Source organism: Paracoccus sp. SM22M-07 (assembly GCF_001887735.1).
GTDB lineage: Bacteria > Pseudomonadota > Alphaproteobacteria > Rhodobacterales > Rhodobacteraceae > Paracoccus.
Genome location: NZ_JPKW01000003.1, coordinates 240,849 through 261,536 on the forward strand (window position 1 = coordinate 240,849; position 20,688 = coordinate 261,536).

16 protein-coding genes and 1 pseudogene are annotated in these 20,688 nt (G+C 64.0%); 9 read left to right on the plus strand and 8 right to left on the minus strand.

What is annotated here, in order from left to right; all coding sequences use genetic code 11:
- The first annotated feature begins 88 nt into the window (after positions 1 to 88).
- Complete coding sequence (locus IE00_RS06245; RefSeq protein ID WP_072296222.1) at positions 89 to 1,513, plus strand: PLP-dependent aminotransferase family protein; 1,425 nt, start codon at positions 89 to 91, stop codon at positions 1,511 to 1,513.
- Positions 1,514 to 1,518: 5 nt separating this feature from the next.
- Here the strand turns inward: IE00_RS06245 and eno are convergent, their stop codons facing one another.
- The 3 genes from eno to IE00_RS06260 form a co-directional block, all read right to left on the minus strand.
- A complete protein-coding gene (gene eno / locus IE00_RS06250) occupies positions 1,519 to 2,793 on the minus strand; it encodes a phosphopyruvate hydratase (RefSeq protein ID WP_072296223.1) in 1,275 nt (424 codons plus the stop codon).
- A gap of 69 nt (positions 2,794 to 2,862) precedes the next feature.
- Positions 2,863 to 3,543 (minus strand): endonuclease/exonuclease/phosphatase family protein, encoded by a 681-nt coding sequence (locus IE00_RS06255; RefSeq protein WP_072296224.1) that lies wholly within the window; start codon positions 3,541 to 3,543, stop codon positions 2,863 to 2,865.
- Positions 3,544 to 3,558: 15 nt separating this feature from the next.
- The gene (locus IE00_RS06260; RefSeq protein WP_072296225.1) at positions 3,559 to 4,959 is read right to left on the minus strand and encodes a YdiU family protein; all 1,401 of its coding nucleotides are present in this window, start codon (positions 4,957 to 4,959) and stop codon (positions 3,559 to 3,561) included.
- A 111-nt stretch (positions 4,960 to 5,070) separates the two neighbouring features.
- Here IE00_RS06260 and obgE point away from each other — a divergent pair, with 111 nt between their 5' ends.
- A complete protein-coding gene (gene obgE / locus IE00_RS06265; protein ID WP_072296226.1) occupies positions 5,071 to 6,108 on the plus strand; it encodes a GTPase ObgE in 1,038 nt (345 codons plus the stop codon).
- Entirely contained in the window at positions 6,105 to 7,223 is a 1,119-nt protein-coding gene (gene proB / locus IE00_RS06270) for a glutamate 5-kinase (protein WP_371328431.1), read from the plus strand. Before obgE ends, proB begins: the two co-directional genes overlap by 4 nt.
- Positions 7,224 to 7,233: 10 nt before the next feature.
- Here the strand turns inward: proB and IE00_RS06275 are convergent, their stop codons facing one another.
- Complete coding sequence (locus IE00_RS06275) at positions 7,234 to 8,145, minus strand: 1-acyl-sn-glycerol-3-phosphate acyltransferase (protein ID WP_072296227.1); 912 nt, start codon at positions 8,143 to 8,145, stop codon at positions 7,234 to 7,236.
- Positions 8,146 to 8,183: 38 nt separating this feature from the next.
- Entirely contained in the window at positions 8,184 to 10,763 is a 2,580-nt protein-coding gene (gene pepN / locus IE00_RS06280) for an aminopeptidase N (RefSeq protein WP_072296228.1), read from the minus strand.
- A 181-nt stretch (positions 10,764 to 10,944) separates the two neighbouring features.
- On the opposite strand from pepN, the gene IE00_RS19455 reads away from it, so the two are divergent.
- The 6 genes from IE00_RS19455 (at position 10,945) to IE00_RS06310 (ending at position 18,294) form a co-directional block, all read left to right on the plus strand.
- Positions 10,945 to 11,625: a hypothetical protein gene (locus IE00_RS19455; RefSeq protein ID WP_083554121.1), complete on the plus strand. Its 681-nt coding sequence runs from the start codon at positions 10,945 to 10,947 to the stop codon at positions 11,623 to 11,625.
- Positions 11,626 to 11,837: 212 nt separating this feature from the next.
- Positions 11,838 to 13,412, plus strand: coding sequence for a Re/Si-specific NAD(P)(+) transhydrogenase subunit alpha (locus IE00_RS06290; protein WP_072296230.1), 1,575 nt, complete (start codon positions 11,838 to 11,840; stop codon positions 13,410 to 13,412).
- 10 nt (positions 13,413 to 13,422) lie between these two features.
- Positions 13,423 to 14,865: an NAD(P)(+) transhydrogenase (Re/Si-specific) subunit beta gene (locus tag IE00_RS06295; RefSeq protein ID WP_072296231.1), complete on the plus strand. Its 1,443-nt coding sequence runs from the start codon at positions 13,423 to 13,425 to the stop codon at positions 14,863 to 14,865.
- A gap of 186 nt (positions 14,866 to 15,051) precedes the next feature.
- The gene (locus IE00_RS06300) at positions 15,052 to 16,485 is read left to right on the plus strand and encodes an NCS1 family nucleobase:cation symporter-1 (protein WP_072296232.1); all 1,434 of its coding nucleotides are present in this window, start codon (positions 15,052 to 15,054) and stop codon (positions 16,483 to 16,485) included.
- Positions 16,486 to 16,498: 13 nt separating this feature from the next.
- Entirely contained in the window at positions 16,499 to 17,803 is a 1,305-nt protein-coding gene (locus IE00_RS06305) for a DUF3422 family protein (protein ID WP_072296233.1), read from the plus strand.
- A 146-nt stretch (positions 17,804 to 17,949) separates the two neighbouring features.
- Positions 17,950 to 18,294, plus strand: a complete 345-nt coding sequence (locus tag IE00_RS06310) for an arsenate reductase family protein (protein WP_083554123.1) — start codon at positions 17,950 to 17,952, stop codon at positions 18,292 to 18,294.
- 25 nt (positions 18,295 to 18,319) lie between these two features.
- On the opposite strand, the gene IE00_RS06315 is transcribed toward IE00_RS06310, so the two are convergent.
- From IE00_RS06315 to IE00_RS19700, 3 genes and pseudogenes are all read right to left on the minus strand, one after another.
- On the minus strand, positions 18,320 to 18,748 hold the full coding sequence (locus IE00_RS06315; RefSeq protein WP_072296234.1) for a TIGR01244 family sulfur transferase: 429 nt from the start codon (positions 18,746 to 18,748) through the stop codon (positions 18,320 to 18,322).
- Between the two features lie 110 nt (positions 18,749 to 18,858).
- Positions 18,859 to 19,548: a phosphoglycolate phosphatase gene (gph, locus tag IE00_RS06320; protein WP_240493804.1), complete on the minus strand. Its 690-nt coding sequence runs from the start codon at positions 19,546 to 19,548 to the stop codon at positions 18,859 to 18,861.
- A gap of 572 nt (positions 19,549 to 20,120) precedes the next feature.
- Positions 20,121 to 20,688 (minus strand): annotated as a pseudogene (locus IE00_RS19700) (transposase); the annotation flags it as partial.

Sequence of the window (20,688 nt, forward strand, 5' to 3'; positions counted from 1 at the left end):
GGCAAGGGGGCGATATGGGCCAAAGCGATGATTGTGCCCGCCTTTTTCGCGTATTACCTTGTGCTTCGCGCAGATGAAGGGGGCCCAGATGCGGATCGAAGATTGGCAACCGGACCTGACCCTGCACAAGGGTCCCAAGTTCCGGGCGCTGGCCAATGCGCTGCGTCAGGCGGCCCGTTCGGGGGAACTGGCCCCCGGCACGCGCCTGCCACCGATGCGCGATCTGGCATGGCGGCTGAAGGTGACCACCGGCACCGTCGCGCGCGCCTATCAGCTGGCCGCGACCGAGGGGGTCATCGAGAGCCATGTCGGGCGCGGCAGCTTCATCGCCGCCCCCAAGCCGCGCAGGCCGGTGCCGGAACCGCTGCTCTATGAAAGCCTGGACCGGCCCCTGAACGCGGACGGTCCGGCCGATCTGCGCATCCCTCAGCTGCCTGATTGCGACCAGGCGCGCATCATCGGCCGCCACCTGGCCGATATCGGCGCCGAGTTGGGGGCCGACATCCTTGATTACACGCCGCTCAGTCGTGATCTGCATTGCCGGGAATCGCTGCTGCGCTGGATGTCGGTGCGCCCCTTGGGCGAGGTTTCGGCCCAGGACCTGGTCCTGACCCATGGCGGCCAGAACGCGATCATGCTGGTCATGGCCCTGTGCCTGGCCGATCAGCCCGCCAAGGTAATGACCGAGGCGCTGACCTATCCCGGCATCACCCATGCCGCGCGCCTGATGCGGGCCGAGACGCTGCCCGTGATGATGGACGAACAGGGGATGCTGCCCGATGATCTGGACCGCGTCGCGCGTGAAAGCGGCGCGCGGCTGGTCTGCCTGACGCCCTCGGCGCAGAACCCGACGATGGCGGGAATGGGGCCAGAACGGCGGGCGGAGCTGATGCGGATCGCGCGGCGGCACGACCTGCAGGTGATCGAGGATGAATGTTATTCCACCGGCCCTGATCCCGATGCCCCGCAAAGCCTGCGCGCGTTGGCGCCCGAACGCGTCTGGTACGTGACCAGCCTGTCCAAGATCATCGCCGCGGGGTTGCGCTTTGGCATCCTTCTGTGTCCGCCGGGCATGGGGCAGGCGGGGCGCATCGGGGCTCAGCACAGCCACATGGGTCTGTCCTTGCCGATCACGGGACTGGTGACGCGCCTGATCGGGTCCGGCGACGCGCGCCGCATCGCCGCCGATGTCCACAAGCGCGTCGAGGAACGCCGCCATATGGCGCTGTCGCAGCTGAGCGGTCTGAAGATCGCCAGCAGGCCCGGCGTGCCGATGATCTGGCTGGAACTGCCCGGCCCCTGGCGGTCCGAGGATTTCGTGATCCGGGCTGCCGCCGCAGGCATCATCGTGCGTCCCGCCACGGATTTCATGACGGATGGCACGGTGACAGCGCGCATGCCGCAGGGGGTCCGCATCGCGTTGAATTGTCGGATGGGGCCGCAGATCCTGGCAGCGGCGCTTGGCACGCTGGCCGATCTGGCAAGGTCGGGGCCGACGAACGGCCCCGACTGAGAGGATCAGCGCAGGATGCTGCGGCCGGCATAGACCGCCGTGGCACCCAGCATTTCCTCGATGCGGATCAGCTGGTTGTATTTGGCCAACCGGTCCGAACGGGCCAGCGAACCGGTCTTGATCTGACCGCAATTGGTGGCGACGGCCAGGTCGGCGATGGTCGCGTCCTCGGTTTCGCCCGAACGGTGCGACATGACGCTGGTGAAGCCTGCGCGGTCGGCCATGCGGACGGCGTCCAGCGTTTCCGACAGGGTGCCGATCTGGTTGACCTTGACCAGCAGGCTGTTGGCACAGCCCTTTTCGATGCCATCGGCAAGGCGGGTCGGGTTGGTGACGAACAGGTCGTCGCCGACCATCTGGACCCTGTCGCCAAGACGGTCGGTCAGCAATTTCCAGCCGTCCCAGTCATCCTCGGCACAGCCATCCTCGATCGACAGGATCGGATAGTCGTCACACAGCGCGGCCAGATAGTCGACGTTCTCGGCGGGCGTCAGGGACTTGCCTTCGCCCTTCATCTCGTACTTGCCGTCCTTGAAATATTCGGTCGAGGCACAGTCCAGCGCCAGCATGATGTCGTCACCGGGCTTGTAGCCGGCCTTTTCGATGGCCTTCAGGATGAAGTCCAGCGCGTCGCGGGTGGATGACAGGTTCGGCGCAAAGCCGCCCTCGTCGCCGATGCCCGTGGACAGGCCCGCCGCCGAGAGTTCCTTTTTCAGCGTGTGGAAGATTTCCGAACCCATGCGGACGGCTTCGCGGATGTTTTCCGCGCTGACCGGCATGATCATGAATTCCTGGATGTCGATTGGATTGTCGGCATGTTCGCCGCCATTGATGATGTTCATCATCGGCACGGGCAGGACATGGGCCGAGGTGCCGCCGATATAGCGGAAGAGCGGCTGCGAGGTCGCCTCGGCGGCGGCCTTGGCCACGGCCATGGACACGCCCAGGATCGCATTCGCGCCCAGACGGCCCTTGTTGGGGGTGCCGTCCAGGTCGATCATCATCGCGTCGATGGCACGCTGTTCGGTCGCGTCTTCGCCGATCAGGGCTTCGGCGATCTCGCCGTTGACGGCGGCGACGGCCTCAAGGACGCCCTTGCCCATATAGCGCGACTTGTCGCCATCGCGCTTCTCGACGGCCTCATGCGCGCCGGTCGATGCGCCCGAAGGGACCGCCGCGCGGCCCATCGTGCCGTCTTCCAGCGTCACGTCGACCTCGATCGTGGGGTTGCCACGGCTGTCAAGGATTTCACGGGCATAGATGTCGATAATGGCAGTCATGAGGACCCTCCGTTGATCTGCGTTAGCGCTTACATACAAGCGCAGGCCCCTATCGGAAAGTCGCAATTTTCACGGAAGCGCGATCCGCGCCCAGATCGGCAGATGGTCGGATGCATCGCGCGCACCCGCCCCGTGAAAGACACCCGACTCCAGCAATGTCAGGTCGCGCGACATGGCGATCCGGTCGAAACGCAGTTGCGGCATCGGGGCCGGATAGGACGGGCCAGGGGCGACGACCCGGAACCCCGCCAGCGATTCCAGCCCGCGATCATCGCGCCATTCGTTGAAATCCCCCATCATCACCACGTGATCGGACCCGATGCGCGCGGCCTGTGCCGTCAGGCGGGCCAGCTGCGCCCGCCGCGACGACCGCGCCAGCCCAAGGTGGATCCCGATGATCGTCAGGTGCGGCAGCCGTAGGGCGACGGCACCGCGCGGTTCCAGGCCGGGCAGGGGCAGGCGGCGAAGGGTCGCCTGTGCGGCCAGGTGGGGGCGCATCAGGATCGTCTGGCCATGCCAGCCCAAGCTGCTTTCGGATGTGCCGAAGATGTCGGCGGGGACCAGCCCCGTCTCCGACAGGATCAGCTTGCGGGGCAGGGCCTCGATGCGGGGGCCAAGGCGGAAATCGACCTCTTGCAGGGCGATGATGTCGGGGTTCAATGCGCGGATGACGGCCAGATTGCGTTCCGGCGCGTGCGGTCCCGTCAGGCCCCGACATTTATGCAGGTTGTAGCTGGCCAGTTTCAGCATGTCGCGCGATGTCCGTCAGGTTCCGCAGAACGTCGCCCGAACCACCTCGGATTGCAACGGGACGCGGGACAGGTCGTCCCATTCCGGACGCGGGTCGCGGGGATGGGTGACGGCGTCGAACAGCCGGTCGAAAGGGGCCATGTCGCCCGCCACGGCCGCGGCGATCGCCTCATCGATCCGGTGGTTGCGCGGGATGCGGACCGGGTTGACCCGGCGCATCGTCGCCATGTCGGGCGACAGGGCCTGCCAGTCGCGCGCCCATGCGTCGAAGGCCGCGCGGTCGGTGAATTCGTCGCGCGCGGTCCCCGCGGCAAGGCCCGAGAAGACGCGCGTGAAATCGGCCCGCTGCTGCGCCATCAGCGTCAGCAGCCGTTCGATCAGCTGCTGGTTGGGCGCGCCTTCGATGCCCAGCTTGTCGCCAAAGCGCCGCTGCCATGCCGCCTGATAAAGCGGGCCAAAGCTGTGGACCGCCTTGGTGGCATCTTCGACGGCCTGTTCCTCGTCGCCCATCAGCGGGATCAGGCAGGTGGCGAACTGCGCCAGGTTCCAGACGGCGACCTGCGGCTGCTGTGCCCAGGCATAGCGCCCGTTCCGGTCGATCGAGGAGAAGACCGTGTCGGGGTGATAGACATCCATGAAGGCACAAGGCCCGTAATCGATCGTCTCACCCGAGATCGCCATGTTGTCGGTGTTCATCACGCCGTGGATGAAGCCAAGCGACATCCAGTCGGCAATGGTCTGCGCCTGCCGTGCCACCACCTTGTTCAGAAGATCCAGCGGGCCCGTGGCATCGGGATAATGGCGTTCGATCACGTGATCGGTCAGCGCTGCCAAGGCATCGCGGCGGTCGCGCACCGCGAAATACTGGAAGGTGCCAACGCGGATATGGCTGGCGGCGACACGGGTCAACACGGCTCCGGGCAGGCCGCCCTCTTCGCGCCAGACCATGTCGCCGGTGCCGACCGCAGCCAGCGCGCGGGTCGTGGGGACACCCATCGCGGCCATGAATTCGCTGACCAGATATTCCCGCAGCACCGGTCCCATCCAGGCCCGGCCGTCGCCCCGGCGGGAAAACGGCGTCGGTCCGCTGCCCTTCAGCTGCAGGTCGAAGCGGGCGCCGTCAGGGGCGACGACCTCGCCCAGCAGAACGGCACGCCCGTCGCCCAGCTGGGGCACAAAGCCGCCGAACTGATGGCCGGCATAGGCCTGGGCGATGGGTTCGGCACCGCGCGGGACGGCATTGCCCGCCAGGACGGACACACCCTCGGTGCTGCGCAGCTGCGCGGGCGTCAATCCCAGCCGTTCGGCCAGCGCGTCGTTCAGCGCCAGCAATGCCGGAGCGCTGACGGGCGTGGGGCGGACCCGCGCGAAAAAGCCGTCGGGCATGCGGGCATAGCTGTTGTCGAAACGGATCATGGCGGTCTCCTTTGACCTTTACATAAGGTGCATCATCCGCATTGCCAGCCCGCCACCCTTGCGCGAATGCCCACAAAAGCGTATCGGCAGTCCGCAAAAGGAGCCGTGTCCATGAAATTTCTTGACCTTGCGAAAGTCTATATCCGTTCGGGCGGCGGCGGTGCGGGCTGCGCGTCGTTCCGGCGCGAAAAATTCGTCGAATATGGCGGACCCGATGGTGGCGATGGCGGCCGTGGCGGCGACGTGATCGTCGAAACCGTCGAAGGCCTGAACACGCTGATCGATTTCCGCTATCAGCAGCACTTCTTTGCCAAGTCCGGCCAGCACGGCATGGGCAGCCAGATGACCGGCCGTTCGGGCGACGATGTCATCCTGCGCGTTCCCGTCGGCACCGAGATCCTGGACGAGGACGAGGAAACCGTCATCGCCGACATGACCGAGCCCGGTCAGCGGGTCGTTCTGGCCAAGGGCGGCAACGGGGGCTGGGGCAACCTGCATTTCAAGACCTCGACCAACCGTTCGCCGCGCACCGCCAATCCAGGCCTGCCAGGGGTGGAACGCACCATCTGGCTGCGGCTGAAGCTGATCGCGGATGGCGGGCTGGTGGGTCTGCCCAATGCCGGCAAGTCGACCTTTCTGGCGGCGGTGTCGAACGCCCGCCCCAAGATCGCCGATTATCCCTTTACCACGCTGCACCCGAACCTGGGCGTCGTGGGAATTGACGGGCGCGAATTCGTCATGGCCGACATTCCGGGCCTGATCGAAGGCGCGCATGAAGGGCGCGGCATCGGGGACCGCTTCCTGGGTCATATCGAACGCTGTTCGGTCCTGCTGCACCTGATCGACGGCACGTCGGAGGACCCGGCGGGCGATGCGCGCACCATCCTGAACGAACTGGCCGCTTATTCGTCGGTGCTGATGGAAAAGCCGCGCGTCACGGTCCTGAACAAGATCGATGCCATCGACGAGGATCTGCTGGCCGAACGCCGCGCCGCGGTCGAGGCCGAGTTGGGCATGCCGGTCATGCTGATGTCGGGCGTGTCGCGCGAGGGCGTGACCGAGGTGTTGCGGTCGCTCTGGACCGAAATCGCGCCCTCGCGTGCGCCGAAGGCGGATCGGGACGCGGAAGACACGCCGTGGCAGCCCTGAGCGAAGCCGTGACGGCGCCGCGACTGCAGGCAGCCCGGCGGCTGGTCGTCAAGATCGGGTCGGCCCTGCTGGTCGGCCCCGACGGATTGCGCGACGAATGGTTGGGCGCGCTGTGCGATGATGTCGCGAAATGGCGCGGCATGGGATGCGACGTGGTGCTGGTCTCGTCGGGATCGATCGCGCTTGGTCGCCGGGTGCTGGGCCTTCCCGACGGCCCGCTGGCGCTGGAACAGGCGCAGGCCGCCGCGGCCGTTGGCCAGATCCGGCTGGCGCGCGCCTATGAACAGGCGTTGGCACCGCATGGGGTCACGACCGCACAGGTCCTGCTGACCCTTGAGGACAGCGCCGACCGCCGCCGCTATCTGAACAGCCGTGCCACCATGCAGACGCTTCTGTCGCTTGGGGTGGTGCCGATCGTCAATGAAAACGACACCGTTGCCACCGATGAGATCCGCTTTGGCGACAACGACCGCCTTGCGGCACAGATCGCGGTCACCTGTGGGGCGGACCAGCTTTTGCTGCTGTCCGACGTCGACGGGCTTTACACCGCGAACCCCAAGACGGATTCGACCGCGCGTCACCTGCCGGTGATCGAGGCGATCACCCCCGCGATCGAGGCGATGGGCGGCGATCCGGTTTCGGGCCTGTCCAAGGGCGGCATGAAGACCAAGCTGATGGCCGCGCGGACCGCCGTGGCGGGCGGTTGCGCCATGGCCATCGCGGAAGGCTCGGTCCTGCATCCGTTATCGGCGGTGGCGGATGGTGCGCGCAGCAGCTGGTTCCTGCCCGAGGCCGATCCCCAACTGGCGCGCAAGCGCTGGATCGCAGCCATGAAACCCCGTGGCACGCTGATCATCGACGACGGCGCGGCGCAGGCCCTGTCGCGCGGAAAATCGCTGCTGCCCGCAGGGGTGACGCGCGTGATCGGTGATTTCGGCCGTGGTGATCCGGTGCAGATCGAAGGTCCGGCGGGTGAGCGCCTGGCGATCGGTCTGACGCGATATACCGCCATCGAAGCCGCCCGGATTGCGGGGCACCAATCGGCCAAGATCGCGGATATTCTGGGGTATTCGGGCCGCGCGGCCTTGGTCCACCGCGACGACATGGCGGTCTGAGAAGCCTTTGTCAGCCCCTGACGGGGCTGACGGCGCGCCGGAACCGCGTGATGCCGCGTTCGCGGGTCAGCTTGGCGCATCCCGGTGCGGGCGCGGGCAGGCTGAGGACCTTGTCCCGCAACAGCGCAATTGCCTCTTCGCTGTTGCGCGGCAGATCGGCGGGATCCACCGGGCGGCCCACCGTGACGCGATAGGGATGACGGGTCTTGTTCAGAACCTCGTTGAACAGGGTCACGTCGCGCAGCGTCGGGTGAATGGCATCCAGCAGATAGAACAGCGCCGAGTTGCGCGCCCTGATCCGCAACGGGATGATCGGCACGTCGAACTTGCGCGCGATCATTGCCGCGCTGGCCATCCAGGGACGCTCATGCAGGGTCAGTCCCTGACGCTTGGCCAGACGCCCCGAGGGAAAGATCAGGCCCATGCGCCCCGCGCCAAGGGCGTCGCGGGTGTAATCCATGGTGGCGCGGGTCTTGGCGTGGCTGCGCTTTTCCACGCGCCATTCCACAGGGGCGATCATCTCGACCGTCTGTGGCAAAACGCGGATCATGTCATGGTTGGCATAGATGAACAGGTCATCGCGCAGCTGCGATATCATCGCATGCAGAAAGATTCCGTCCGCGATGCCTGTCGGATGATTGGCCACGATCAGCGCGGGACCGGTGGCGGGAAGATTCTCTAACCCCTCGACCTGCAGATCGTGGACGATCAGGTCCGACATGCGGCGCATGATTTCGGCCGCAGGCAGGTCGCGGAATTCCACGCCAAGCGTGACGGTCTTGGGATAATGCAGAAGACCCATCATCCCAAGACGGATCAGCCGATGGTGCAGCTTGCCTGAATAGAGCCACGGCGCACGTTCGGCGATCAGGGGGTCGATCCGCGCATGCATTTCGGCGCGGGCGTCATCATTTGCAGTCATGGTCTGTGCCATCCTTCCCCCCTCGCGGGCGCGCCGCCTCAGCGGCCCGCCCCGATCATCCGCGAGACCATTTCGCGCGTATTACGGCTCAAACCCGTAACGGCTGCAATACGTTCCAAGGCGGCCAGCGCAAGAGCCTTGCGGTTTTCGTCATAACGCGGCCAGGTCTCGAACGCGGTCGACATGCGCGCGGCGATCTGCGGATTGGCCGCATCCATGCGGATCAACCAATCCGCCGTGAAATCATAGCCCGATCCGTCGGCCGCGTGGAACCCCGCATGATTGGCCGCAAGACCGCCCAGAAGCGCGCGGAAACGGTTGGGATTCTTCCAGTCGAAATCATCGCGTTGGGCCAGGTCCCGCGCGATGCGCACCGCATCGGCGGGCGGCGCGGCCATCGGCTGGATACTGAACCATTTGTCCATCACCAGGCGGTTATCGGCAAATTCCCGGTGCAAGGTCTGCAGCGCCGCGTCGCCCTGGCCAAGGCGCAGCAGCACGGCCAGCGCGGCCATGCGCTCGGTCATGTTGGTGGCGGTGTCGAACAGCGCCTGCGCGCGGTCGGACCCTTCGACGCGCCCCAGAAGGCCAAGCGCCGCGATGCGCAGCGACCGTTTCGCCGCCGACGTCGCGTCGGGCGAATAGGGGCCGGTAACCTGCATCGCGTCATAGATCTGGACCAGCAGGTCGCGATGGGTTTCGGCCACCCTGCGCGCCAGATCGCCCCGCGCCGCATGGATGGCGTCGGGATCGGGCACGTCCCCGAGGGCGGTCAGACGGGTCGCGATCTCATCCTCTCCGGGCAGGTTCAGGCACAAGGCGCGAAAGGCCGGATCGGCGGCGTGATCGCCGGCCAGGGCGCCAATGGCCTGGACGTAATCCGCACCCGCCTGCTCGCCCCGCGCCAAGGCGACCAGCGCCGACAGCGCCAGTTCACGACCGGCTTCCCAACGGGCGAAGGGATCGGTGTCACGGGCGAACAGGAAGGCACGCGTGGCGTCGTCCATCTGCCGCTGCAGGATCACCGGCGCCGAGAACCCGCGCAGGGCCGACACGACCGGGCGGGCCGACAGCCCTTCGAAGGTAAAGCTGTCACGCTCTCCGGTCAGTTCCAGGACGCGGGTGGTCTGCACTTCCTGCCCGTTCGGGCTCAGAAGGCCCACGGCGACCGGGATGACGCGGGGGGGCTTTTGATCCTGACCGGGCGTAGGCGGGGTCGATTGCGACAGGGTCAGGGTCAGCGTGCCGTCCTGCCATTCCTCGGACAGGGTGACGGTGGGGGTGCCTGCGTCAGTGTACCAGCGCTTGAACTGGGTCAGGTCGCGACCTGTGGCGTCTTCGAAGACCTTCAGCCAGTCCTCGATCGTGGCGGCGTCGCCGTCATGGCGGTCGAAATACAGGTCAAGCGCCTTGACGTAATCGGCGTCGCCAACCAGGCGTTTCAGCATGCCGATCACCTCGGCGCCCTTTTCATAGACGGTCGCCGTGTAGAAGTTGTTGATTTCCTCATAGCGGTCGGGCCGCGGGGGATGCGCCAAGGGACCCTGATCCTCGCGGAACTGGCGGGCGCGCAGGGCACGGACGTCCTCGATCCGCTTGACGGCCGCGCTGCGCAGGTCGCTCGTAAAGCTCTGATCACGGAAGACGGTCAGCCCCTCCTTGAGGCACAGCTGGAACCAGTCGCGGCAGGTGATGCGGTTGCCGGTCCAGTTGTGGAAATATTCATGGGCAATGACCGCCTCGATCCGTTCGTAGTCGGTGTCGGTCGCGGTTTCCGGGCTGGCCAGGACCAGTTTTGAGTTGAAGATGTTCAACCCCTTGTTCTCCATGGCGCCCATGTTGAAATCATCGACGGCCACGATGTTGAAGACATCCAGGTCGTATTCCCGGCCATAGACGTCCTCGTCCCATTTCATCGACTTGATCAGCGATTCCATGGCAAAGCCCGCGCGGTCCTGGTCGCCGGGACGGACCCAGACATTCAGATCGACCTTGCGGCCCGAGGTGGTGGTAAAGCTGTCGCTGACAGCTTTCAGATCACCTGCGACCAGCGCGAAGAGATAGGCGGGCTTGGGCCAGGGGTCGTGCCAGACGGCCACGCCATCTTCGGCGCTGACCGGATTGCCGTTCGACAAAAGGACCGGAAGGGCGCCGCGCACCGTCACATGGAAGGTCGTCATGACATCGGGACGGTCGGGATAGAAGGTGATGTGGCGAAAGCCCTCGGCCTCGCACTGGGTGCAGAAGATGCCGCCGGATTGATAGAGGCCCTCGAAGGCCGTGTTGCTGGCGGGGTCGATCGACACCTCGGATGCCAGGGTGAAGGGCTGGCGGGGCAGGGCAGCTGCCGCGATGACCAGCCGTTCGTCATCATGGGTGACATGGGTGGCGTCGATGGCCGCCCCGTCGATCGTCAGTGACAAAAGTGTCACATCCTTGCCACCATCCAGGACCAGATCCTGCACCGCATCGGCGTCGCGCGGGGCCAGGTCAAGCTGCGCGATCACCCGCGTTCCCTGCGCCGCCAACGTGAAATCAAGCCGCGTCTGCGACAGGACGAACGGGTAGGGGGCATAGTCGGACAACAACTGAACCGGCTGGCTTTTGGTCAAGGACATCGGCGGCGACCTTTCTGAAAAATGTGGCGTGGGCGGAACCCTTGCCTTGAGCCGGTGTTAATCGCCTGAAAGCCGGGTCGCAAGCCGGGTGCTGGGATTGCAAGATTGACTTGCGCAGGATGCCGCCGCACATAACTGCGACCTAAACCTGTCATTTGACAGCATTAATTTGGAGGCCACCATGAGCTATGATCCCAACGATCCCAACCGCCCGAAACCCGGCACCCCGGATCACAAGGAAACCTATGTCGAGCCTGTCGAGCGCAAGTCTTCGGCGCTGCCGCTGATCATCGGTGTGCTTCTGGCCTTGGCCCTGGCCTATTTCGTCCTGCAGCGCTTCATGACCGACGACACGGTGACCGTCGATGGCGACACCACCACCGTCACCACGTCTGAAAACGCCGATCCGACCGAGCCCGAGGCACCCGCCGTGGTGACCGAGCCCGTGGCCGAGCCCGAGGCTGATGCCGCCGCCGTCGAGACTGAGGCGGAAGCCGAAGCCGATCAGGCCGCAGCCGATGCCGAAGCGGCAGCCGAAGACGCTGCTGCGGCAGCCGATGACGCCGCCGAAAGTGCAGGCACCACCGCCGAAACGGCGACCGAGGATGCGGCTGCAGAGGCTGAATCCGCCGCCGAGAGCGCAGCTGACGCCGCCGAGGAATCCGCCGAAGCAACTGGCAACGCTGTGGACGACGCGCTGGACAGCGCTGGCGAGACCGCTGCCAATGCTGCAAATGAAGCTGCCGAGGCCGCTCAGGATGCAGCCGACGCGCTGGACGATGCGATCACCGTCGAGGAAGAGCCCGCCGTCGCTCCGGAAGCGGATGTCGAGGCCGACACCACGACCGCACCCGCGAACTGAGACCTGCGCAGGTCTGAAGACAGGCCCGGACGTTCATCGTCCGGGCTTTTTCACGTCTGACGGGTCGAAACGGGCAATTGATCCGTTTCCGTCCTGTGACGGGCATTACAAGTACAACTATCTTCGCAGGGGCACGGACTTGTGAAATATAATTTCGTGATGCTATTAATTCTGCGACTGCGAAACCAACAAGGCGGGGGGCTGAGCAAGCCATGAAGATTGGCGCACTGAAAGAAAACCATCCCGGAGAGGCGAGGGTGGCGATCACCCCGGCCTCGGCCGGGCATCTGGCCAAGCTGGGCCACGAGGTCTTTGTCCAGGCCGGTGCCGGAACGGGCGCGGGCTTTTCCGACGATGATTATGGCAAGGCCGACGTGTCCATCTGCCAGTCGGCATCCGAGCTGATCGGTGCCGTCGACGTGGTGACCAAGGTCCGCCAACCCACCGAGGCCGAGCTGGATCAGATGCGCGAGGGGCAGACGGTCATCTCGTTCTTCTATCCCGCGCAGAACTCAGAACTGCTGGCCCGGGCCAAGGAGAAGGGCGTCACGGCGATCGCGATGGACATGGTTCCACGCATCAGCCGCGCCCAGAAGATGGATGCGCTGTCATCCATGGCCAATATCGCGGGCTATCGCGCCGTGATCGAGGCCGCGAACAATTTCGGGCGCTTCTTCACAGGGCAGGTGACGGCGGCGGGCAAGGTGCCGCCGGCCAAGGTCCTGGTCGTCGGTGCGGGCGTCGCGGGCTTGGCCGCCATCGGTACGGCGACCAGTCTGGGCGCGCAGGTGCATGCATTCGACGTGCGCCCCGAAGTGTCGGAACAGATCGAATCGATGGGCGCCGAGTTCGTCTTTCTGGAATTCGACCAGCCGACGGCGGATGGCGCCGCGACGGGCGGCTATGCGGCCCCCTCCAGCCCTGAATTCCGTGAAAAGCAGCTGGCCAAGTTCCGCGAACTGGCGCCCCAGATGGACATCGTCATCACGACCGCGCTGATCCCGGGACGCGATGCCCCGGTTCTGTGGACGGCCGACATGGTTGCGGCGATGAAGCCCGGCAGCGTCATCGTCGATCTGGCCGCCGAAAAGGGCGGAAACTGCGAATTGACGGTGATGGACGAACGCATCGTGTCGGACAACGGCGTGGTGATCGTCGGCTATACCGATTTCCCGTCGCGGATGGGGGCGCAGGCGTCCGAGCTTTACGGCAACAATGTCCGCCACTTCATCGCCGACCTGACCCCCAAGAAGGACGGCGTCATCGACCACAACATGGAAGATGACGTCATCCGTGGGGCGACGGTCGCACGCGATCACGACGTGACCTGGCCGCCACCCCCGCCCAAGGTCGCAGCCATTGCGGCGCAAAAGCCCAAGGAAAAGAAGAAGGAACCGACCCCCGAGGAGCGCCGCGCCGCCGAGGCCGCCGCCTTCAAGGCCGACACCCGCCAACAGGTCGGCATCCTGGTCGGCGGCGGTCTGCTGCTGCTGCTGATCGGACTTGTCGCGCCTGTCAGCTTCATGTCGCATTTCATCGTCTTCGTGCTGGCCTGCTTCATCGGTTTCCGCGTGATCTGGAACGTGGCCCATTCGCTGCACACGCCCCTGATGGCCATCACCAACGCGATCAGTTCGATCATCATCCTGGGTGCGCTGATGCAGATCGGGTCCGGGTCTTGGTGGGTCGTGCTGCTGGGCGCGCTGGCCGTGCTGATGGCGGGCATCAACATCTTTGGTGGCTTCATGGTCACCCGGCGCATGCTTGCCATGTTCCAGAAGTCGTAAGGAGAGGGTGATGGAATACGGATTCACCACCGCGGCCTATGTGGTCGCCTCGGTCCTGTTCATCCTGTCGCTTGGCGGGCTGTCGGGACAGGAAAGCGCGAAACGTGCCATTTGGTACGGGATCGCGGGCATGGCGCTGGCCGTGCTTGCAACGCTGTTCGGCCCTGGTGCCGGAAACTGGCTGCTGTCGGTCATCATGATCGCCATCGGCGGCACGATCGGCTGGATCGTGGCCAAGCGCGTGCAGATGACCGAAATGCCCCAGCTGGTCGCGGCCATGCACAGCCTTGTGGGCCTCGCTGCCGTCTTTGTCGGCTTCAACGCCCAGATCGAGCTGGGCCGCGTCATGCGCGCCCGCGCGCAGGGTCTGGAGGAGGTCTTCCACGGCTTTGCCGCCGTGCTGGCCGACAAGACCTCGGCCGAGATCGCGATGCTGAAGATCGAGGTCTTTCTGGGCATCTTTATCGGTGCCGTGACCTTCACGGGTTCGGTCGTGGCCTTCGCCAAGCTGTCGGGACGCGTCGATGGCAAGCCCAAGAAGCTGCCGGGCGGCCACATGCTGAATGCGGGCGCACTGGCGCTGGCGGTGCTGTTCGGCATCCTCTATTTCACGGGGTTCGGCGCAGGCGTCTTCTGGCTGATCCTGATCACGCTTCTGGCCTTCTTCATCGGCTATCACCTGATCATGGGTATCGGCGGCGCCGACATGCCGGTCGTGGTGTCGATGCTGAACAGCTATTCCGGTTGGGCGGCTGCGGCCATCGGCTTTACGCTTGGCAATGACCTGTTGATCGTGACGGGTGCGCTGGTCGGTTCGTCGGGCGCGATCCTGTCCTATATCATGTGCAAGGCGATGAATCGTCACTTTGTCAGCGTGATCCTGGGCGGTTTCGGCGGCGAGACCGGACCTGCGGCCGAAATCGAGGGCGAACAGATCGCCATCGATGCGGACGGCGTGGCATCGGCCCTGAACGAGGCCGACAGCGTGGTCATCGTGCCGGGTTACGGAATGGCGGTGGCGCAGGCGCAGGGCGCCGTCAGCGAACTGACGCGCAAGCTGCGCGCGGCGGGCAAGTCGGTGCGGTTCGCGATCCATCCCGTCGCGGGGCGTCTGCCCGGGCACATGAACGTGCTGCTGGCCGAGGCCAAGGTGCCCTATGACATCGTGCTGGAGATGGACGAGATCAACGAGGACTTCCCCTCGACCGACGTCGTGATCATCATCGGCAGCAATGACATCGTGAACCCGGCGGCGCAGGATGATCCGAACAGCCCGATCGCCGGGATGCCCGTTTTGGAGGTCTGGAAGGCCAAGCAGGTGTTCGTGTCCAAGCGCGGCCAGGGCACCGGCTATTCCGGCATCGAGAACCCGCTGTTCTTCAAGGAGAACACCCGGATGTTCTATGGCGACGCCAAGGACAGCATCAACAAGCTGCTTCCCATGGTCGATTGACCGCTCTTGGTGCGGCGGCCTGTTCGCCGCACCATTTTCCGAATGCCTGCGGATCAGGCAGAACCATTCATCATATTTCCCGAACTCTGTTTCTTTCCCCAAGGGAAAGTTGATCACGCCTTTGTGCTTGCGACGACGGCGTCATGCGCGCTGTCATGACCGTAAAACGAGAACGGGGACGGCATCATGATACCGACAGGCACGCCACGGGACGCATCTGCGCTTTACAACGAGGATCTGGCACCGGTCCCACCCGAAAAGCGGCAATGGGGTGCCTTCGAGATCTTCAACGTCTGGAACAACGACATCCAGAGCCTGTTCGGCTATACGTTGGCGGCTTCGCTGTTTCTGACCTATGGGTTGAACGGTTGGCTGACCTTTGCCGCAATCATCCTTGCGGGCTTCATCGTGATGTTTCTGGTGAACCTGTCGGGACGTCCGTCGGTCCGTTATGGCATCCCCTATGCCGTGATGGCGCGGGCGTCGATGGGGGTTCATGGTGCACGTTTTCCGGCGCTGGCGCGCGGGATCGTCGGCATCTTCTGGTACGGGGTGCAGACCTATTTCGCCTCGACCGCGGTGGCGCTGGCCTTGCGCGCGGTCTTTGGCATCGATGCGCTGGCGGCGGATGGGGCAGGGACGTTCCTAGGCATGGCGGGGGTCGACTGGCTGGCCTATCTGATCGTCGCGGCCTTCCAGATCGGGCTGTTCCTGATGGGCATCGAATGGGTGGGCCGTTTCCTGAACTGGGCAGGCCCCTTCGTCTATGCCGTGATGATCGCGCTGGCGCTGATGATCTGGTGGCAGGCCGGCAACGGCATCTGGTCCGAGATCGGCGTCATCTTCCAGGGCGAGGGCGACGGGAACAACCTGTCGGGCTTTGTCGCGGTGGTCGGCGTCATGGTCGCCTATTTCGCGGCGGTGGTGATCAATTTCGGCGATTTTTCGCGCTTCGTGAAGACTGAAGGCCAGATGCGCGCGGGCAATTTCTGGGGGCTGCCGGTTTCGATGGCGTTCTTTTCGCTGATCGCGCTGTTCATCACGGCGGGCGCGGTGGTGCTTTACGGCGAACGCCTGACCGACCCGACCGAGATCGTCGCGCGGGTGGACAACCTGGCCCTGACATTGATTGCCGCAGTCACCTTCTTTGCGGCGACGGTGGGCATCAACCTGGTGGCGAACTTCATCCCGGCTGCCTATGACATCGCCAACATGGCGCCCGCGCGGATCAACGCTAAGGCGGGCGGGCTGATCGCCGCGGGCATCGCCTTCTTTATCGGTGCGCTTTGGGTCGCCTTCATCTCGGCCATCGGGATCGCCGGTTTCGTCGAGACTGTGGGCGCCCTGCTGGCGCCGCTTTATGGCATCCTGATCGCCGACTATTATCTGGTGCAGAAGCGCGAACTGGACGTCGACGCGCTGTTTTCCGAAGACAAGGCTGGGCGGTACTACTATCGGAACGGATGGAACCATCGCGCGCTGATCGCCCTGGCGCTGGCGGCGTTGTTTTCGGTGGGCACGGTTTGGCTGCCCGGTCTGCAATCTTTGTCGGGCTTCGGCTGGTTGATCGGTGCATTCCTCGGCGGCCTGCTATACGTGGTCCTGAACAAGCGCCCCTGACAGGAGAATTCGCGTGGACCCGGCACTGGAACATCCCTTGCGCTATGCCTTGGTGAATGAGCTGCACGCCCGGCCCTCGCCACGGCTCTCCGCGCCCGCGACGGCCGCCTTCGTGGCCTTCAAGGAACCCAAGGAGGCCGCCAACCGCGATCACAGCAAGGACGCCGAACATCTGGCCTTGCTGGTGTCGCGTCACGGCGGACCGCGCCCAGATCCCCAGGACAGCCACTATCAGGGCAAATTGGGTCGTCACGATCTGAAATGGGAAAGCCATACCGAGTTCGTGACCTATATGGCGATGACTCCCGGCCTGCCCATCCGGCCCTTCGATCCGTCGGCGGCGGCCATCTTTTCCTCGGAATGGCAGGTGCGGGCGCCCGGCAAGCGGGTTGCGGCCGTTCTGGTGCAGGTGGACTGGTTGCCCGACGACCCTTCCGAAGCATTGGAGCGGTTGTCGGGCTGGTTCGCGCGCGACAGCATGGCGGCGGTTTGGGTGCTGGACGAGGCCGCGATGGTCGCGAGCGATTTCCGCATCGATGCGGATGGCTGGATGCGTTTCGCGGTATTCGTCCGTCCCGGCACGTCCGAGGGCCGTATCGGGCGGCTGGTGCACCGGTTGGTCGAACTGGAAACCTATCGCGCCATGTCCATGCTGGGACTTGGTCGGGCCCGCAAGCTGGCGCATCGGCTGAACGATATCGAGCCGCGTCTGAGCGCGATCCTGGAAGCGATGACCGACGACGATCGCCCCGCGGAACAGATGCTGCACGAATTGCTGTCGGTCTCGACCCAGCTGGAGGCCGAGGCGGTGCAGCATTCCTTTCGTTTCGGCGCGACATCGGCTTATGAGGCGATCGTCAGCGACCGGATCGAGGCGCTGCGCGAAACGCGTTTCATGGACCGCCAGATGATGACGGAATTCATGCGTCGTCGTTATCAGCCTGCCATGCGCACCACGAAATCGGTCGAATTGCGCTTGGGCAAGATGATGGAACGGGCGGCGCGCGCCGCCGAACTGCTGCGGACCCGCGTCGATGTCGAACGCAGCGCGCAGAACCAGAACATCATGACCCGCATGGACCGCCGCGCCGACCTGCAATTGCGGCTGCAGCATACGGTCGAAGGCCTGTCGGTCGTAGCAATCAGCTATTACGCCGTCGGCCTGCTGGGACATGCGCTGGAACCTGTGGCTGCCATGATGAATGCTCCGAAATCCCATCTGGTGGCAGTCATCACGCCACTGACCGTTCTGCTGGTCTGGCTGGCGATGGGGCGCATCCGTCGCAGGCTTCACCATGAGGGATCAGGTGATTTGTGACTTGATGACGGATGGGCCGCGTTTCATAACCTTGTGAAGACATTACCCCAAGGACATCACATGCGCATCATCCTGTCCCTTGCTTCTCTGCTGGCGCTGACCGCCTGCGGAGTGCCTTTCGTTCCCCTGATCTGAGGCGGCATCCTATGAACAAGTCATTGAAAATACTTGGTCTTGCAAAATGTTCGACCTGTAAGAATGCCAAGGCTCAGCTGGAGGAACACGGCTGGACGGTCGCGTTTCACGACGTTCAGCAGCAGCCGTTGTCAGGCGCTGAACGCGCGGATCTGGTTGCGCAATTCGGCGACAAGATCATCAACCGGGCCAGCCTGACATGGCGTGGCATGTCCGAGGACGAACGTACTGCCGATCCTGTCGAGATGATGGGCGATAAGCCAAGCGTGATGAAGCGGCCGGCCATCATCGCGGGCGATCTGCACCTGTTGGGGTGGACCGCAAACGTCAAGCGCGCGCTGGACGTCCCGGCCTGAAAAGAGATCGCAGGGCAGGGGCTTTTCAGCCCTTGCGGCTGGCCAGGGAGGCGATCAGGGGCCGGATGCCGTCAAGGTCGTAACCGGCCTTTTCCGCGGTCTGGATGATGTCATCTTCGGGCATTTTGCCTGCCTGGGTCAGCGCCCAAAGCACGCTGCAACGGTTCCCCGAGCGACAATACGCGATGACCGGACCTTGGCCTGCCGTCGCTGCGGCAAAATCGGAGATTAGCTGCGGCGTCACCTGTCCGGGATGAAAGGGCAGGTAGCGATAGCCCATGCCGGCATCGGCGGCGGCCTTGGCCATCACATCATGGTCCAGATCGGGCCCGACCTCATCATCGGGACGGTTGTTGACGAGAACCTTGAAGCCGGCTTCGGCAAGCGCCGGAACATCCTCGGGCAGGATCTGAGGCGAAACGGCAAGAGTGGCGCTCAGCTGACGCAGATCCATGGCGGGGCCCTTTCAAGACACAAGTTCACCCCCGGAACTGCCGACTTTTGCACCGTGTTGTCAAGCCCATGCCCCTGAAGCGGTCCCGCCGACAACGATCTGCACGGATTTCAGGCGTTGGCCACCGACAGGACCAATCCTGGCAGATCCTCAAATCGATCGAACATGTCGCGATGCGGCAAATCCTTCGCGGGGCTTTTTCGATAGCCTTCGGTGTAGAGGAGGAAAGGAACCGGCACCGCCGCTGCACATTCGGCGTCAAATTCGCTGTCGCCCACAAAGATCGCGTCGGGATCTGTGGACGTGACGCCCATCTGGCTCATGGCCAGCCGCAACGGCGCGGGATCGGGCTTTTTCTGCGGTAAAGAATCTCCTCCGACGACCGTCCGCATCATGCGATCCAGCCCGAAATGGCGCAGGACGCTGTGCGTGGCATGAAGCGGCTTGTTCGTGCAGATGCCGAGCGGATGTCCATTGTCCGAAAGCCGCTCCAAGGCCTGTTGCACGCCGGGATACATTCGGGTGAGGTCATGGGCATGCTCGTAACGCTGCATGAAAGCCGCAACCAGAGCCGGCTTTTGAACGGGGTCAATATCCTGCGCGGCGATAATACGGGTCCAAAGGATATCGACACCACCCCCGACGAAGCTGCGAACTTGCGGCAGTGTCAACGAGGGCAGCGCGAACTGGTCAAGAACCTTGTTAGCACAACCGTGGATGTCCGGGGCGCTGTCGATCAGTGTGCCGTCCAGGTCGAAGATAATCGGGCAGGGCGTGTTCATCGTCATATTGTCTTCCATGTGTACGAGCAGTCTAGGGATGCCTGGGTTGTTACCGCGGCCCAACCGGCATGATGGGTCTCATAAAGCCCGCCGCAATCGGTTGAGGGCATGGCATGTCGCGCCGACGTGTCACTGCACATGGGGTGGTTGCCGAGATACCTAGGATTTGTCTCACTAGTGAAAAGGTTGAACTGCCTAAGGTTCGGACGGACGAAGGAACGATAATCGGCCGTAAACGTCGCCAGCACGGCCTTGGCCCCGACGATATCCTTCAGCATTCTAAGCTTTCTTCCTGTGACACCAAGCTAAAATCACATATTGAAACATTGTAATCACATTCCGAGATCGAGACTGCTATCATACTCCTTACGGAGTTCGATTGCCTTCAGCATGCGCGTTGGCATCGGGAGCTGCAAGGCCGGATAGAAACGCTACTACAATTTCAAGATGTCGGCATGATACATAATACGGATTATTAAGAATCCAGACGAGCCCAGTCTGCAGTGTCCGCTTGTCACAGCCTACATGCGAATTGCTTCGCTAGTACGGACTGAGCCACTCGCCATCTCTTGGACGGGATCTGGCGTAATCTAAGCCACTCGCTGCACCTGCTGATCGGGTTGGTTGAGATCATTTCGCTGCCAATGGACCAGCGCCGGTGGCTTGGCGCCGAGGGCTGAGTGAGGGCGCTGGTGATTGTAGAAGGTCATCCATGGCCTGATGGCCGCTTTCGTCTCCGATCCGGTCTCCCAGGCATGCAAGTCAACGCATTCGTATTTCAGGCTCCGCCACAGCCTCTCGATGAAGATGGTGTCGAGGGTGAGCCTGCGAACGCCTTTCCCATCCATCGACATTCGCACCCCTGATTTGCGAAGTCGGTCCGTCCTGGTGAAGGACGTGGACCGGCTGTCCTGGTCGGTGTTCATGATCTCGGGCGGGCCGAACCTATGGATGGCCTGGTTCAGGGCCGCTTGCAGAACTCGGCTTCCGGCGTGTTCGAGATGCGCCAGGCCAGCACCTTGCGCGTGAACCGGTCCAAACTGGCCACCAGATAGGGAAAGGCCACGCCGCATCGGCAGATAGGTGATGTCCCGGCACCAGACCTGGTTGTGCCGGTCCACCCGCAACCCTCTCGGCAGACAGGGATAGGTCTTGTGG

What these genes read in the sequence shown, in the direction of transcription:
- IE00_RS06245 (WP_072296222.1), top strand. Translation starts at nt 89, where the DNA reads ATGCGGATCGAAGATTGGCAACCGGACCTGACCCTGCACAAGGGTCCC.
- eno (WP_072296223.1), bottom strand. Translation starts at nt 2,793, where the DNA reads ATGACTGCCATTATCGACATCTATGCCCGTGAAATCCTTGACAGCCGT.
- IE00_RS06255 (WP_072296224.1), bottom strand. Translation starts at nt 3,543, where the DNA reads ATGCTGAAACTGGCCAGCTACAACCTGCATAAATGTCGGGGCCTGACG.
- IE00_RS06260 (WP_072296225.1), bottom strand. Translation starts at nt 4,959, where the DNA reads ATGATCCGTTTCGACAACAGCTATGCCCGCATGCCCGACGGCTTTTTC.
- obgE (WP_072296226.1), top strand. Translation starts at nt 5,071, where the DNA reads ATGAAATTTCTTGACCTTGCGAAAGTCTATATCCGTTCGGGCGGCGGC.
- IE00_RS06275 (WP_072296227.1), bottom strand. Translation starts at nt 8,145, where the DNA reads ATGACTGCAAATGATGACGCCCGCGCCGAAATGCATGCGCGGATCGAC.
- pepN (WP_072296228.1), bottom strand. Translation starts at nt 10,763, where the DNA reads ATGTCCTTGACCAAAAGCCAGCCGGTTCAGTTGTTGTCCGACTATGCC.
- IE00_RS19455 (WP_083554121.1), top strand. Translation starts at nt 10,945, where the DNA reads ATGAGCTATGATCCCAACGATCCCAACCGCCCGAAACCCGGCACCCCG.
- IE00_RS06290 (WP_072296230.1), top strand. Translation starts at nt 11,838, where the DNA reads ATGAAGATTGGCGCACTGAAAGAAAACCATCCCGGAGAGGCGAGGGTG.
- IE00_RS06295 (WP_072296231.1), top strand. Translation starts at nt 13,423, where the DNA reads ATGGAATACGGATTCACCACCGCGGCCTATGTGGTCGCCTCGGTCCTG.
- IE00_RS06300 (WP_072296232.1), top strand. Translation starts at nt 15,052, where the DNA reads ATGATACCGACAGGCACGCCACGGGACGCATCTGCGCTTTACAACGAG.
- IE00_RS06310 (WP_083554123.1), top strand. Translation starts at nt 17,950, where the DNA reads ATGAACAAGTCATTGAAAATACTTGGTCTTGCAAAATGTTCGACCTGT.
- IE00_RS06315 (WP_072296234.1), bottom strand. Translation starts at nt 18,748, where the DNA reads ATGGATCTGCGTCAGCTGAGCGCCACTCTTGCCGTTTCGCCTCAGATC.
- gph (WP_240493804.1), bottom strand. Translation starts at nt 19,548, where the DNA reads ATGGAAGACAATATGACGATGAACACGCCCTGCCCGATTATCTTCGAC.